The sequence below is a fragment of the Streptomyces atratus genome, from assembly GCF_900119365.1.
Lineage (GTDB): Bacteria > Actinomycetota > Actinomycetes > Streptomycetales > Streptomycetaceae > Streptomyces > Streptomyces atratus_B.
Map to the genome: position 1 here is coordinate 1 of NZ_FPJO01000035.1, position 13,544 is coordinate 13,544.

The following is a 13,544-nucleotide window of genomic DNA, read 5'->3' on the forward strand; positions in this document are numbered from 1 at the left end:
GCCCTCAAGCGTGAGACGCTCCGTGGCACCCGCCGCTTCGACGGGGCCCGCGCCTGCCGCCTGGCCGTCTTCCGCTGGACCACCCGCTACAACACCCGCCGACGGCACTCGGCGAACGGACAGCAGGCACCGATCGCCTACGAGCAACAGTCAGCTACCCTGACACTCGCCGCATAACGATACGAACAGGTGTCCACTCATCGGGGACAAGGCCCGGGCTCATTCTCGGGGAGGGTGCCACGGACTTCGAGGTGCCGGAGAACACGGCCGCGATGCTGCGCGACATCGACTTCGTCATCACCCTCGATCTGCACAGTCTGCTCCCGGACCGAGGTGCTGAGCGGCTCGTGGCCAGCCTGCTGCATCCGTTGAATCGAGCACGTACCGACGCGTCGTCCTCCCGGCTGGTCTCTGGCCACGCGATGCTCCAGCCCCGCCACGTTCCTGCCCTGTCGGCGCCCCACACCTTCTACCACCAGTACGTCTACGGAATGCCGCTGCCTGCCGCCTCCCTCAGACTTCGCCCATCGATGTACCAGCGCCTGTTCAAGGAGGACTTCTTTCTGGGGCAAGGCATCTATGAGGCCCGCGTCTTCCATCACGCGTTGGAGGGGCGCATCCCGGAGAACTCGGTGCTCAGCCACGACAAGCTCGAGGGAATGCACGCGGGGGCCAACGCCGTACCAGGCATTGTGATGCATGATGACGGGGCGGCGGGGTATCGCGAGGACCGGCACCGATTCCACCGGTGGATCAGAGGCGACTTCCACTTGCTGCCGTGGATCCTCGGGTCGACGGCCGGTGGCCGCAGAAGAATGTCCGCCCTGCACCGCTGGATGATGCTCGACGATCTGATGAGTCATCTCCGTTTGGTGTCGGCGACGCTTTCCCTCGTCCTGTGCTGGATGGTGGCCGGGGCCGGCCTCGCGGCTGCGTGGACTTTCTGCCTGACGCTCTTGCTGGCCGAGTCGATCTATCTGCGTCCGCTCGTGGTGCTCTTCGGCAGGAAGGCGTCCGTGACTCAGGGCCGCCGAAATCAACCGTTCTCCGTGGAGGCGCGCAAGAGGCTGCATGCCGCGGTGACCGCCGTGCGAATGCAGTGCGTGAGATGGGCGCTCACCGGCGTCTTCATGCTCGACCGGTCGATCATTTCGTTGGACGCCGCAGTACGTGCGATACGCCGGACGCGGGTCGGCCGTGGGGTACTGCAGTGGGCGAGTTCGGCATCCGTCAGCCGCAGCCTTTCACAGGGAACGAGCCTTCCGGCGTGGAAGGACATGTGGAGGGCATCGGTGATCGCCGTCGGTCTGCTCATGCTCGTGGCGTTCTTCAACAGGACCGCTCTGCTGCCCGCCGCGCCGTTTCTGATCGCCTGGGTGTGTGCTCCGCAAGTCGCCTATCTGAGTTCTCTCCCGAGAAAGGAAGTCTGATCATGCGGAATCATGGACTCAGTGTCGTGACACCCACGTTTGGGAACCCTGAACTGGTGGACGCGATGCTGGAATCCTGTGTTGCGGCGGGAAAGCGAATCGATGTTCCCTGGGAACATATAGTTGTCGATTCCACGCCGGACCCCGAGGAAGCCGAGCTGATCCGGCGTAGTTGTGGTCGGCATGGGGCCAGCTACCACCGCAGAGTGACCGCGGTCGGCCCGAAGAGGAATGTGGGGATCGATCATGCCCAGTACTCGATCGTCCTCTTCATCGACTCCGACTGCCAGGCCACGCACGACCTGTTCGTCGAGCATCTCAAGGGGCATGAGAAGGAAAATGTCGCCGGTGTCGCCGGTCCGACCGAGATGATGGGATCCGACGCTGCCTTTGTCTGGCAGGTCGTGCGCAAGGCCAAGCAGTACAACCATTGCTATGAATGGCCTCGTCGATACAGTGTCATGGGCTGGAGCACCACGTCGAATCTCTCGATACACAGAGACGTGCTTCGTGAGGTCGACGGCTTCGATGAGTTTCCCCTGACAATTCAGGGAGCCGACGACGTCGATCTCGGCGTACGAATCAGCATGGCCGGGTATACGATCATCTCGCGTGAAACGGCAGTCGTTCGACATTCTCGAGCTCCGATGATCAGAGTGCGGCAGGTGGCGAGCCGGGTTTTCACCTACGGGCGTGCCGACGGGTGGCTCTGCAAGAAACACCCGCAATTGACGACCTATTACGCGAATCCCTTCGTGCTGGTGGCGTCGGCCTTCGTTATCGGCGGCCTGCTGCGCGGGCGGGCACCGCGTGTCGCACGCGTCGCGGGTCCGGGCACCGCGCTCTTCCTTTTGGCGCGGGAGACCTTGAGCCGGCATGAGCGCGGGTCGGGCGTGAAGGGCCTGAAGGAGGACGCGGTCTGCTCGTTGGTGGACCTGTGTTTCGACGCGGGCGAGGTGCATGCCGCGCTTTCCCAACTCGAGCCCAGTGGTCTGGTGCGCCGTTTCCGCTACGTTCAGCGGGAATGGTTCCAGCCCAGAGAGATTGAAGAGCAAGAGGCGCGCTTCGTGGCCTCGCCTCGCAACCAGGAGGAAAGAAATGAAAACCCAGGGAACCGCTGAGGATTCCTTCGTTCTCCTCATCACCGGACCAGCCGGGGCGGGGAAAAGTACGCTGGCCGATTCATGGGCGAAGAGCCGGTCCACCCCGACGGTTCATATTTCTCTCGATGACGTCCGGGACTGGGTGAAATCTGGGTACGCAAACCCGGAGGACGGCTGGAACGCTGTTGCGGAACAGCAGTACCACATGGCGAGGCGTTGCATTGCTCTCGCGGTTCGTGAATACATGAGTGCGGGCTATGCGTGCGTCGTGGACGATGCGATCTTTCCTGACTGGGACGCCGTGAGTCTCCAGGGGTGGGAGCGAGACCTGGGAGACATCGCCGTACGGCTGGTCGTCCTGATGCCGTCCATTGAAACTCTGGAGAAGCGCAACAGTCGGCGCACCGGCCATCGCCTTCTGTCATCGGAGACCATCGGCATTATTCGTGAACAGATGTCCGGTTGGGTGGAGCGCGACGTTCCGCTCATTGACAATTCGTCGATGAGCGTGGAAGACACGGTCCGTGGGCTCGATGCGGTGCTGGGCCTTGGAGAGTAGGCCGGGTTGACGGCTATCAGCCCGTGAAATGGGTTACGCCAGGCGGGGGAGCGAGGCAAGTCCGCAGACGAGACGGGTGCGCCGCCAGTCCATTTGATCAATCGGTACGGCAAGGCGAATCCCGGGGAATCGGTTCAGCACCGCTCGCAGGGCGATCTCCAGCTCGGCCTTGGCCAGGGGCGCGCCGACACATCGGTGGATGCCATGGCCGAAGGCGAGGTGAGCAGCCGCGTTACGGTCCAGGTCGAGCTGGTCCGGCGCCGGGAACCGCGCCGGGCCTCGGTTAACTGCCCCGAGGGCGACCAGGACCGGGACACCGGCGGGGATATCGGTACCGCCGAGCGTGACGGCTTCCGTGGTGAACCGGAAGGTTGCCGTACTCACTGGAGAGTCGAAGCGCAGCAGTTCGTCCAGCGCGGCCGGGACGTCGTCCGGATTCTCGCGGAGGCGACCCAGCTCGGCCGGGTGCTGGAGTAGCGCCAGGAGGGCGTTGCCAAGGGCGTTGGTGGTGGTCTCGTGCCCGGCCACGAGCAGCAGCACCGCCAAGGAGACCAGCTCCTTCTCGCTGAGACGATCATCTCCGTCGCAAGCCGAGATGAGCCGGTCAAGGAGCGCGCCACCGGGGCGTCGGCGCTTGGCAGTGATGAGGCTCGTCATGTAGTTGGCCATGGTATGCGAGGCAGCGTCGATGACGTCGGGCTTGTCTGCCGCGAGCAGCTCTCCGGACCAGCGCTGGATATCGGGCCGGTCTCCCTCCGGGACTCCGAGCAGCTCACAGATCACGATGACGGGCAGCGACACTGCCAGGCCGGCCACGAAGTCGAACCGCTCGCCGACAGGCCACCAGGTCCAGCAGCTCGTCGGTGGCCCGGCCAATGAACGGACGCAGCTCCGCGACGGCCCCTGTTGTGAACGCTCTGGTCACCAGTTTGCGTAGCCGGGTGTGCCGGGGTGGATCGCTAGCCAGCATGCTGCCACCGTCGGCGCATCAGTGACCGGATCGTATTCGACAAGATGCTGCAACTGCTGCGCTTCGGCTGCTCAGGAGTACCCCTGACCTGGGACGATGGGACTTTTCTAGGGTCCTGTTCGTCGTCAGGAAAGCTGCACTCCTCAGGTGAAGAAGAGTATCGGGTCGTACCCCCGTGTCCGTGTCGAGGGCGGCGGCCGCGGAGCGGTCTCACAGGCCGGGGCCGCGTTGTTGGTGGAGACGGTCCGCAAGAGCGGCCTGGATACGGCAATATCGGCGGCGTTGGCGCCGTGGCGCAGAACGCGGGCAGTGCATGATCCGGGCAAGATCCTACTCGATGTGGCGCTCGCGGTGGCGCTGGGCGGGGACTGCCTGTCCGATGTCGCCATGCTGCGGGCCGAGCCGGCGGTGTTCGGTCCGGTGGCCTCGGACCCGACGGTCTCCCGCCTGGTCGACACGCTCGCCAGCAGCGGGAAGCGCGCGTTGACCGCGATCCGCCGGGCCCGCGCTGACGTCCGCGAACATGTCTGGGCGTTGGCCGGGGACGCCGCTCCCGCCCAGGGCGGACAGGTGATCGTGGACCTGGACGGGGTGCTGGTGATCGCGCACTCGGACAAGCAGGACGCCGCGGCGACCTGGAAGCGGACGTTCGGCCACCATCCGATCATGGGGTTCGTCGACCACGGGGCGGGCGGTGCCGGTGAGCCGGTGGCGGGCCTGCTCAGAGCCGGGAACGCGGGCAGCAACACTGCCGCCGACCACATCACCGCCACCCAGTTGGCCCTGGCCCAGCTCCCGAAGAGATTCCGGCGCGGGCGCCGCACACTGATCCGCACCGACTCCGGCGGCGGCACTCACGAGTTCGTCAACTGGCTCGCGGCGCGGGGCCGGTGGCTGTCGTACTCGGTCGGCATGACCATCACCGACGCCATCCACCAGGCTGTGCTCCAGGTCCCGGCCACTGCCTGGACGCCGGCCGTCGAGCCCGGCGGCGAGGTCCGCGACGGCGCCTGGGTGGCCGAGATCGGCGGTGATTGCCTGAAGGGGTGGACGAAGGGGATGCGGCTGATCGTCCGCAAGGAGCGCCCGCACCCCGGAGCCCAACTCCGCTTCACCGACGCCGACGGCATGCGCCTGACCTGCTTCGCCACCAACACTCCCGGCGAGGCGATCGCCGGGCTCGAACTGCGCCACCGTCAGCGCGCCCGCTGCGAGGACCGCATCCGAGACGCCCGCTCCACCGGCCTGCGCAACCTTCCCTTGCACGCCTTCGCGCAGAACCAGATCTGGCTGGAGATTGTCCAGCTCGCTCTGGACCTGCTGGCCTGGATGCCGATGCTCGCCCTGACCGGCAAGACCCGCCGCTGGGAACCGAAGAAGCTTCGCCTCCGCCTGTTCTCAGCCGCCGCACAACTCGTCACCACCGGCCGCCGCCGCTACCTCCGCCTCGCGGCGCACTGGCCCTGGACCGACGTGATCAGCGCAGCGGCCGACCGGCTGCACGCCCTGCCGAACCCCGGCTGACCAGCACCTTCAAGTCCCTCCGAGCAGGATCACCCCACCGGAACAGTGGAACCCGGCGCCCACCCGACGCGACAGCCGGGCCACCAGCATTCCCACGACCAACCCACAACAGCGAAACGGCCCGACGGAAGAACCGACGGACCGTCATGCAAGATTGAGGCTAGGCGCGCGAAGCCCGCTGACACCCACCCCGCTGCCGCCACCCCACACATCCACAGACGACGAGTTAGCATTTCAGCCGTACTTCTCGACTCTCAGCTTGACTCTGTCGGGGATCTTGGAGTTTCGCGGTGCAGCAGCCTGGTCAACAGGCATGCTCGTGTCGTTCCGATGACCGCTGTAGCTGCCGAGGTGCCCGTTGTCCCTTCGCCCCCGTTCCGGTGAGCAAATCCCGCCTTTGACCACGAGGGTCGCGCGGGCGAGCAATCCGAAGGGCACGACAGCGATGTGGGTGAGAGACCGGCTGGATGGGCTGTGGTGCGACGAGGACTTCGCCGACTGGTACCCACGGGACGGGCGTCGGGGCCTCTCGCCCGCTCAACTGGCCACCGTCTGCGTGCTGCAGTTCCTGCTCGGTCTGTCGGACCGGCAGGCCGCCGAGGCGGTGCGCTGCCGCATCGACTTCAAGTACGCCATGGCCATGGAGCTGGACGACCCCGGCTTCCACCACAGCGTGCTGGCCGACTTCCGTCACCGTCTCGCCGAGGGCGAGCGTGCTGACCGCCTCCTCGACCTCGCACTGGCCCGTCTCAAAGCCGCCGGTCTGGTGCGCGAGCGCACCACGCAGCGCACCGACTCCACCCATGTCTTGGCCGCGGTGCGTGACCTGACACGGCTGGAACTGATCACCGAGGCGGTGCGGGCCGCGTTGGAGGAAGTCGCCGGTGCTGCCGGGCACCTGCTCGTCGGCCTGGTCGATGAGGAGTGGGGGAACCGCTACGGACGACCGGTCCGCCTGGGTAAGAATCCGACCCGGCCCAAGACCAGGATCCTTGCCACCGGCAACGACGCCGCCCGACTCCTGGAACACCTCTATCGGCACGGGGCAGGCCGGGCATTCGGCCGCCAGGTCCAGGCCCTGCGGCAGATCATGGTCCAGAACTACTACCGCGATGCTGCGGGCCGCCTGCTCTGGCGCACGGAGGAGGACGGCAAACCCGGGCTTCCGCCATCGTCCCGGGCGATCGTCTCCCCCTACGACACCTCGGCCCGCTACGCACGTCACGGACACATCGTCAGCTGGAGAGGGTTCTCGGCCCATCTGACCGAAACCTGTGCTCCGGACGGCCCCAACGTGATCACGGATGTGGCCACTACTGCGGCCACCACGCACGACAGTCAGGTCCTGCCCGGCATCCACACCCGGCTGCGGCGCCGTGGTCTGCTGCCCGCCGAGCACCTGGTCGACAGCGGCTACACCTCCCTGGTCCATCTGGAACAGGCCGCCCGCGAACACCGGGTCACCCTCACCGGACCGATGCCTGGCAACCCCACCCGTCAGCACCGCCGAGGCGAGGGCTTCAGCCGTGACGACTTCCACATCGACTTCGACCGCCGGCAGGTCACCTGCCCCCAGGGCCAGGTCAGTCAGGGCTGGCACGGCCCCTACCCAACGTCCTCACCCACCGCGGCACCCCTGATCGTGGCGCGGTTCACCAAGGGCCAGTGCCGACCCTGCCCAGTCCGCGCCCAGTGCACCACCTCCCGCGAAAGCGCCCGCAACGTCGGCTTCCCACCGCGAGAACTCCGCGACCTGCAGCTCCGCGTCCGTACCGAGCAGCAGACACTCGAGTGGAAGACCCGGTATGCAGTCCGTTCCGGGGTGGAGGGCACCGTCAACGAGTTCGCCCACGGCCACGACATGCGCCGCTGCCGCTACCGAGGCCAGGACAAAACCCACATCCAGCATGTCCTGACCGCCATCGCCGTCAACATCGAGCGACTCAGCGGACTGCCGCCAGCCGGAGGAACACCCCCGCCCCGACAGCCCACCGCCTTCCAGAATTTCCTGGACCAGCACAATATCCACCGGCCGAAGTCCTGGAGAAGCAGCCGTGGTTGACACCACTGATTCCAAGATCCCCGACAGAGTCAAGCTCAGGACAGCGAAACGGGGAAGTTCGAGGTGGAGCTGAGCGGTGACCCGACGGTCGAGCCGTGGGATAATTTCCTGAACCTCCTTCTGGCGCTCACCTGGCCCACCGCTCGTCGTGTACCCTCCATGCGTTAATGAGCTCCATAAAGTCATCGATGCTTGCGATACCTAGCAGTGTAAATGCGGTTACGGTGATGCTGGCCATGGTTGTCCAGTATGTCGCCCATGAGATATTCCCCCGCTTGGCTTCTTTGCTTAGCTGATTCGAGATCCCCGCAAAAAGGAAAATGGGACCGAGAAACAGGGACAGGAGTAACGCAGTTTCCTTCAGCGGCAACGGTTCGCCAGTGGGGATATCCTCGGAGACGATTACCTTCGCCAACAGGGCTACCCCGGCAATGATCCCTAGAAAAATCCAGATCACTGTAGCGGTAGGTTCATCCTCGTTTCCGCCATCACTATCCGATTCAGTCATCGCATTCCCCCCGATCCCAGCATTGCGGCGCACACGATGTTGCCGGTGGCTTCGTGGACCGCGGCACGCGCCGCGTCCTGGCGGGGCTGGCGGTAGTGACGGTGCTCGGCGCCGCGGACCGACGTGAAGTGAAGGCGGAGAGCCGACGTCGACCAGCTGTCGCACTTGGTGTCGGGGAAGTCGTACGCGTACTGACCCGATGGCCGGGCCTCGAACTCGGGGCCCGGCGTGCCCACGGTGACCTGCTGCCACGGCAAGGTCCACGCCACGGCGGGCGGGGCGGGCATCGGCGGTTGGTGGCAGTGTACGGCTGCGGGCATCATCCGGCCTCGTCAATTGCCATGCTGAACTGGTCCGGGCGGTTCACCACGAGCTCCGGAACGCCCGAGCCCAGCGCGTGGCTGGAGGCGACGAGGCTCGCGGTGAGCGCGTGGAAGAATTCGGCGACCGCCTGCCCGATGTTGGTTCCGGGCTTGGCCACGAACGCGAACTCCGGTCGTGTGACCACTTCCACCATCGTGGGGGCCCGGGCGTCACCGATCCCGCAGGCCACGATGGTGGGGGCGGTCGGCGTTTTTTCCCGGTCGGTGAGCCGGCCGTGCGGCTGCCGCCAGGCCCCCTTGTCCGTCGGCTGCCCGTCACTGAGGAAGAACACCACCGGTCGGTGCACCTTGTAGCCCTCACTGCGCAGCCGCCGGACGTCTGCCGGGATCCGGGTCAGCAGGTCCTCGAAGACCGCCTCGTAGCTGGTCAGGCCCCGGAACTCGATCTTGGGCAGGCTGGTCTCGTGGCGCATGTCGGCCGCCGCCAGGCGTACCTGCACGTCGTCGGAGAAGCCCAGTACCGTCAGCCGCAGTTTGGCCGCGACCACGGGCTCGGCCCGCAGTCCCTCGCACAGCAAGTCCAGGCCGCTGGAGAGATCGCCCTCGTAGGGGGCCATCGAGCCGGATTCGTCGGCCAGCACGTAGGCCGGCAGCAGTACACCCTTGGTTTCCGCCATGCGGACCTGCTTCTCGCTTCCGTTGCGCTCGTCGCAGCGCGATGGCCTGCTTCCGGCCAACCAGCTGCTGACGGCTGGGACTTGCCTCATTTGTGCGCCGACCGCAGGTGTCGCAGCGCTACCCTTCGTAGGAGAAGGGCGATCTTGCGGACACCCAGGAGCCGGGACCGCGCGGCGCGGACAGGCTGAGCAGAACGGGACAGGAAGGTCCCCTCATGGTCTTCCGTCCCCGCCCGGAACGGCCGAGGGATGGCATGCCGAACTCCGTTACACGTAGGCGACTTCGCCTCGGGCCCTGCGCGGTCTCGCCAACCATGACCGCAGGCGTTTCAGCGCGGATGAAATTTTGATGATGTGCGAGGTGGCATGAGGGGAAGCCAGGGGACCGCGATGGGCGGCGGGGCGTCGGAGCGGCTTCATATCGAAGTACTCGGCCCGGTCTCCGTACGCCGCGGAACGACATCGCTGGACGCCGGTCCCGTGCGAAGGCAGGCCGTGCTGGTGGCGCTGGTCCTGCGCCGGAGCGGGCCGGTCAGCTACGAGCAACTGCTCGACGATGTATGGGGTACACACCCGCCGGAATCGGGCCACCGCGTACTTCCCAGCTACGTCTTCGCGTTGCGCAAAGCACTCGACCCGCAAGGAGCCGGCCCGAGGACCTCGGTGATCCGCGGCGGTGGCGGCGGATACCGCTTCGTTCTCGCCAACCTCGAACTGGACACCGCGGAACTCGAGGCACACACCCAGGCGGCGCGGCGGGCCAAGGACGCGGGCGACCTGGCCACCGCCACCGACAGGTTCACAGCCGCACTTGCTCTGTTCCGAGGAGAGCCTCTGGCCGGGCTGCCCGGCCCGTTCGCCCAGGGCGAGCGGCAACTGCTGACGGAACGCCGCGGCGTGCTCCAGGCGGGAAGACTGGAGTGCCTGGTCGGACTCGGGCGCGCCGGCGACGCACTAGACGAGCTGGCCATGCTCACGGCGGCCGACCCCCTCAACGAACCGCTGCTGGGCTTGCGCATGCGTGCCCTGTACGCGGTCGAGCGGCAGGACGAAGCGCTGAAGGCCTTCGTCGCCATGCGCGTACGGCTTGCCGACGAACTGGGCGTCGACCCCGGTAAACAGCTCCAGCGCGTCCACGAGGCGGTTCTGCGACGCGACGACGCGTTCCTCCTCGGCAGCGCGCCGACCCGCTCGGCCCGCCCTCGGCGTCCGGTGAACGACCTGCCCGGCAGCGTCGGGCACATCGACGGACGCACGCACGAACTGAACCTGCTGACCACACCGGCCCCGAGCGACACGGTGTCCCTCACGACCGTTGACGGCACCGCAGGCGTCGGCAAGACCACACTTGTCCTCCACGCCGCCCGCCAACTGCGCACCGACTACCCGGACGGATGCCTCTACGCGGACCTGCGGGCACACAGCGAGGAACAGCAGAGCCTCACACCGCAACGGGTCCTGCACAGACTCCTCCGATCCCTCGGCGAACCCAACAGTGAGGCGCTGAGCGACCTCGACGAACTCACCGCGGCGTGGCGCACCGCCACAAGCTCGCTGCGGCTCCTGCTGGTACTTGACGATGTCGCGAACGCACGACAGGCCGCCCCGCTCCTTCCGGCCGGGCCGGGCAGCCGCGTACTGATCACCAGCCGCCGTCGCCTGGTCGAACTCGACGCCGACCTCAGGATCACCCTGGAACCTCTGGAAGCCGGCGGTGCGGTATCACTGCTGCGGCACCTGGTCGGAGAAGAGCGCGCGGACAGCGAGCCGGAGGCCATGGGCGAACTGGCCCGGCTCTGCGACGGCCTGCCACTGGCACTGCGGATCGTCGGGGCACGGCTGCAGACCCGGCCCACGTGGACACCCGCGTTCCTGGTGGAGCGGATGGCCGGCGACGAAGACCGGCTCGCCGAACTCAGCGCCGGGGACCGCAGCGTCGAAGCAGCATTCCGCCTCTCCTACGACCAGCTCCCCCAACAGCTTCAGCACGGATTCCGGGTCCTGGGACTTACTCCGACGACCGAGGTCGACAAACTGGCGTCGGCGGCCATGCTGGGCTGCCCGCCCGCCGAAGCGGAGAACGTACTGGAGGGCCTCGTCGACGTCAGCCTCCTCCAACAGCCCGCACCAGGGCGCTACCGCTTCCACGACCTGGTCCGGGCACACGCACGCCGCCTCGCCCGGACCACGCCCGAGGAACATTCCCCGGCACGCACCGCCCTGCTCCGCCTCTACCTGGACGCGGGCCGCCTCGCCAGCGACTGGGGCCCCGGCGGATTCCCCACGGGACCGCAGCCTGTCGGTGCACCGTTCTCGGACTGGCAACATGCGGAGCGGTGGCTGGACGCGGCAGGCACCGAACTGCCCGACGTCGTCACACACGCCGCCGAACTGGGCGAAGCCGATCACGCCTGCTGGATCGCCGAGGCACTGACCGACTGCTTCCTGCGCCGAGGCCACTATCACGAGTGCCGGACCACCCTCGGGACTGCGCTTGCCTGCGCCGGCGAAGCGACCGACCGGCGGATGCCTCCCGCCCTGCGAAGCAGTATGGGGATGATCGATCTCTACCAGGGCCGGCTCACAGAAGGACACACATGGTTCACCACAGCCCTGGAGATCAGCCGCCAGAACGGTGAAACACGCGAAGAGGCCCGCGCTCTGGCCGGGCTGGGAGCCGTCGCCTTCAACCTGGGCCGGGGAGAGGACGCCATCCCCCAACTGACCACGGCCTTGAACCTTTCCGAAAGGGTAGGCGACAGCTGGCTCACCGGCATGACGCTCAGCCTGCTCGGCTCAGTCCACCACCACCACGGACGCATCGAAACCGCACTGGACTGCTTCGGCCTCGCCTACACCTACGCCGAGACCAGCGGCAGACCCAACCTGCTGAGCCAGACGCTCTACTGCATCGGGGACGTCCACCTCAGCCAAGGCCGCCACCGCGAGGCATACGGCATGTTCCGCCGCGCCCTCGACCAGGTCGCACAGAACGCACACACCTTCCAGCAGGCATTCCTGCTGGCCCGGCTCGGCACCGCCCAGGAGACCACCGACCTGGACAGCGCCTTGTCCCTCCACCACGAAGCACTCGCCCTGCACGAACAGCTCGACCCCCTGAAGGAACCGCATTACGACCGACTCGAGATGGACATCCGCTGCCGGCTCGGCCAGACATACGCCACCGCAGGCCTCCTTCACGAGGGACGTGAACAGTACCTGGCCGCGCTCGCCATCCCCGGCGCCGAAACACATACCTTCGAATACGCACGGGCAGAAGCGGGCCTGGCAACCTGCCAGACCGCCTGACCCCGGCGACCTGGCGAAAGGACGGAAGGAGCGGGGCTGGCGCACACCGCCGTAAGAAGGCGGGTGCGGAAGGCAGGACGGCTCGCCCTGCCGGCCTGGTAGACGCAGTGCGGACCAGGCGGCCGGCCGTCCGGGCGATGCACGGGGTCAGGTGGCGGCAGGCGACGGGGTGAGGGAGGTGAACAAGGCGTAATAGGTGTTCATCAGCGCCACGAAGCGGTCGGTGGGCAGCGCCGCGAACTCCTGAAGGTCTACCTCGCGACCTCCATCCGCTTCAGTGCCGACGATCGCAGCGGCAGGCCCCACGGGCGATGGCGCTGGGGCATAGCACCAGCAGAGCTGGGTCACCTCCGACCGCATCATGCCAATGCCGAACAGCCTTGCCGTCGCAACACCGTGGGCCACCCAGTCTGAGCTGTCCCGTGGTCCTTTCTCCTCCACAGTGGGAAACGATCTTCAAAGTCGTGGGAACGAATGCCTCAACGTCAGCTAAAGTCGCAGGTCGACGGATTGTGTCGGTTGGCCCCGGACAGCAAAGCCCCATTTCACCTGGGAGCCGCAGTGGTGCCGTAGGCCGAACCCGCAGAAACACGACGCCCCCAGCTGCACGTTCACGCGGCCGTGCTGCCGCAGGGGTGCTTGGTCGGCCGTCGCTGGCCCCGACGGCGTCCGTGACGAGGGGCTGACCAACTCGGACGCCGCGCCGGTTCTCCCGCTTCCGCCCGAGGGTGAGGCCAAACCCAGGGCGGCCACGGAGGTCCACCGCTGACAGACTCAACCCCGGCCCGACTGTCAGTGCCGTAGGTCAGGCTCATCTCATGGCCAGCCTGGACGAACTGCCCCCGTACCGACGCGCACAGCTGCTGTGGCGCTGCGTCCATCAGGGGGTCGCGTTCGTTGCGGCGCTGGTCCGCGATGCCGAGAAGCTGCCCTGTCGCCTGCCGTCTCCCCCGCCCGGGCCCCCTGGAAAGACCGTCGCGGTGCCCGGCGATGACGGCCGGTTCCACCTCGAACGGGCAAGCCGGATGCTGTGCGGGGAGCTGAAGGCCGCTGCCGCCTGGCGCCACCGACATCACTGA

Annotated in this window: 11 protein-coding genes and 3 pseudogenes; 9 read left to right on the forward strand and 5 right to left on the reverse strand. The window is 66.9% G+C overall.

Annotated features, from left to right (window positions below; translation table 11 throughout):
* From BT364_RS43585 to BT364_RS34160, 4 genes and pseudogenes are all read left to right on the forward strand, one after another.
* Positions 1 to 177: pseudogene (locus BT364_RS43585) on the forward strand (IS3-like element ISRhosp5 family transposase); the annotation flags it as partial.
* A 74-nt stretch (positions 178 to 251) separates the two neighbouring features.
* Positions 252 to 1,430, forward strand: a complete 1,179-nt coding sequence (locus BT364_RS42040; RefSeq protein WP_072489086.1) for a hypothetical protein — start codon at positions 252 to 254, stop codon at positions 1,428 to 1,430.
* A gap of 2 nt (positions 1,431 to 1,432) precedes the next feature.
* The gene (locus BT364_RS34155) at positions 1,433 to 2,551 is read left to right on the forward strand and encodes a glycosyltransferase family 2 protein (RefSeq protein WP_072489087.1); all 1,119 of its coding nucleotides are present in this window, start codon (positions 1,433 to 1,435) and stop codon (positions 2,549 to 2,551) included.
* Positions 2,529 to 3,092 (forward strand): AAA family ATPase, encoded by a 564-nt coding sequence (locus BT364_RS34160; protein ID WP_072489088.1) that lies wholly within the window; start codon positions 2,529 to 2,531, stop codon positions 3,090 to 3,092. The genes BT364_RS34155 and BT364_RS34160 overlap by 23 nt, the downstream gene beginning before the upstream one ends.
* A 33-nt stretch (positions 3,093 to 3,125) precedes the next feature.
* Here the strand turns inward: BT364_RS34160 and BT364_RS34165 are convergent.
* A pseudogene (locus BT364_RS34165) lies at positions 3,126 to 4,065 on the reverse strand (cytochrome P450); the annotation flags it as partial.
* On the opposite strand from BT364_RS34165, the pseudogene BT364_RS44445 reads away from it, so the two are divergent.
* The 3 genes and pseudogenes from BT364_RS44445 to BT364_RS34175 all read left to right on the forward strand — a co-directional run.
* Positions 4,056 to 4,136, forward strand: a pseudogene (locus tag BT364_RS44445) (IS5/IS1182 family transposase); the annotation flags it as partial. The pseudogenes BT364_RS34165 and BT364_RS44445 sit on opposite strands and share 10 nt — an antisense overlap.
* Positions 4,137 to 4,209: 73 nt before the next feature.
* Positions 4,210 to 5,586 (forward strand): IS1380 family transposase, encoded by a 1,377-nt coding sequence (locus BT364_RS34170; RefSeq protein WP_072489089.1) that lies wholly within the window; start codon positions 4,210 to 4,212, stop codon positions 5,584 to 5,586.
* A gap of 397 nt (positions 5,587 to 5,983) precedes the next feature.
* Positions 5,984 to 7,648: an IS1182 family transposase gene (locus BT364_RS34175; RefSeq protein WP_256260346.1), complete on the forward strand. Its 1,665-nt coding sequence runs from the start codon at positions 5,984 to 5,986 to the stop codon at positions 7,646 to 7,648.
* A gap of 127 nt (positions 7,649 to 7,775) precedes the next feature.
* On the opposite strand, the gene BT364_RS34180 is transcribed toward BT364_RS34175, so the two are convergent.
* From BT364_RS34180 to BT364_RS34190, 3 genes are read right to left on the reverse strand one after another with little or no spacing between them, the layout of a single operon-like run.
* Entirely contained in the window at positions 7,776 to 8,156 is a 381-nt protein-coding gene (locus BT364_RS34180; RefSeq protein ID WP_143166596.1) for a hypothetical protein, read from the reverse strand.
* Positions 8,153 to 8,443, reverse strand: coding sequence for a hypothetical protein (locus BT364_RS34185; protein ID WP_072489091.1), 291 nt, complete (start codon positions 8,441 to 8,443; stop codon positions 8,153 to 8,155). The genes BT364_RS34180 and BT364_RS34185 overlap by 4 nt, the downstream gene beginning before the upstream one ends.
* Before the next feature lie 32 nt (positions 8,444 to 8,475).
* Entirely contained in the window at positions 8,476 to 9,156 is a 681-nt protein-coding gene (locus BT364_RS34190) for a vWA domain-containing protein (RefSeq protein WP_072489092.1), read from the reverse strand.
* Between the two features lie 366 nt (positions 9,157 to 9,522).
* On the opposite strand from BT364_RS34190, the gene BT364_RS34195 reads away from it, so the two are divergent.
* Positions 9,523 to 12,465: an AfsR/SARP family transcriptional regulator gene (locus BT364_RS34195; RefSeq protein WP_256260347.1), complete on the forward strand. Its 2,943-nt coding sequence runs from the start codon at positions 9,523 to 9,525 to the stop codon at positions 12,463 to 12,465.
* 147 nt (positions 12,466 to 12,612) lie between these two features.
* Here BT364_RS34195 and BT364_RS34200 read toward each other — a convergent pair whose 3' ends face one another.
* Entirely contained in the window at positions 12,613 to 12,870 is a 258-nt protein-coding gene (locus BT364_RS34200; protein ID WP_072489094.1) for a hypothetical protein, read from the reverse strand.
* Positions 12,871 to 13,283: 413 nt separating this feature from the next.
* On the opposite strand from BT364_RS34200, the gene BT364_RS41205 reads away from it, so the two are divergent.
* Positions 13,284 to 13,544: a hypothetical protein gene (locus BT364_RS41205; RefSeq protein ID WP_143166597.1), complete on the forward strand. Its 261-nt coding sequence runs from the start codon at positions 13,284 to 13,286 to the stop codon at positions 13,542 to 13,544.

Coding starts and splice junctions, on each gene's coding strand:
- BT364_RS34155 (WP_072489087.1), top strand. CDS start 1,433: ATGCGGAATCATGGACTCAGTGTCGTGACACCCACGTTTGGGAACCCT.
- BT364_RS34160 (WP_072489088.1), top strand. CDS start 2,529: ATGAAAACCCAGGGAACCGCTGAGGATTCCTTCGTTCTCCTCATCACC.
- BT364_RS34180 (WP_143166596.1), bottom strand. CDS start 8,156: ATGACTGAATCGGATAGTGATGGCGGAAACGAGGATGAACCTACCGCT.
- BT364_RS34185 (WP_072489091.1), bottom strand. CDS start 8,443: ATGCCCGCCCCGCCCGCCGTGGCGTGGACCTTGCCGTGGCAGCAGGTC.
- BT364_RS34190 (WP_072489092.1), bottom strand. CDS start 9,156: ATGGCGGAAACCAAGGGTGTACTGCTGCCGGCCTACGTGCTGGCCGAC.
- BT364_RS34195 (WP_256260347.1), top strand. CDS start 9,523: ATGAGGGGAAGCCAGGGGACCGCGATGGGCGGCGGGGCGTCGGAGCGG.
- BT364_RS41205 (WP_143166597.1), top strand. CDS start 13,284: ATGGCCAGCCTGGACGAACTGCCCCCGTACCGACGCGCACAGCTGCTG.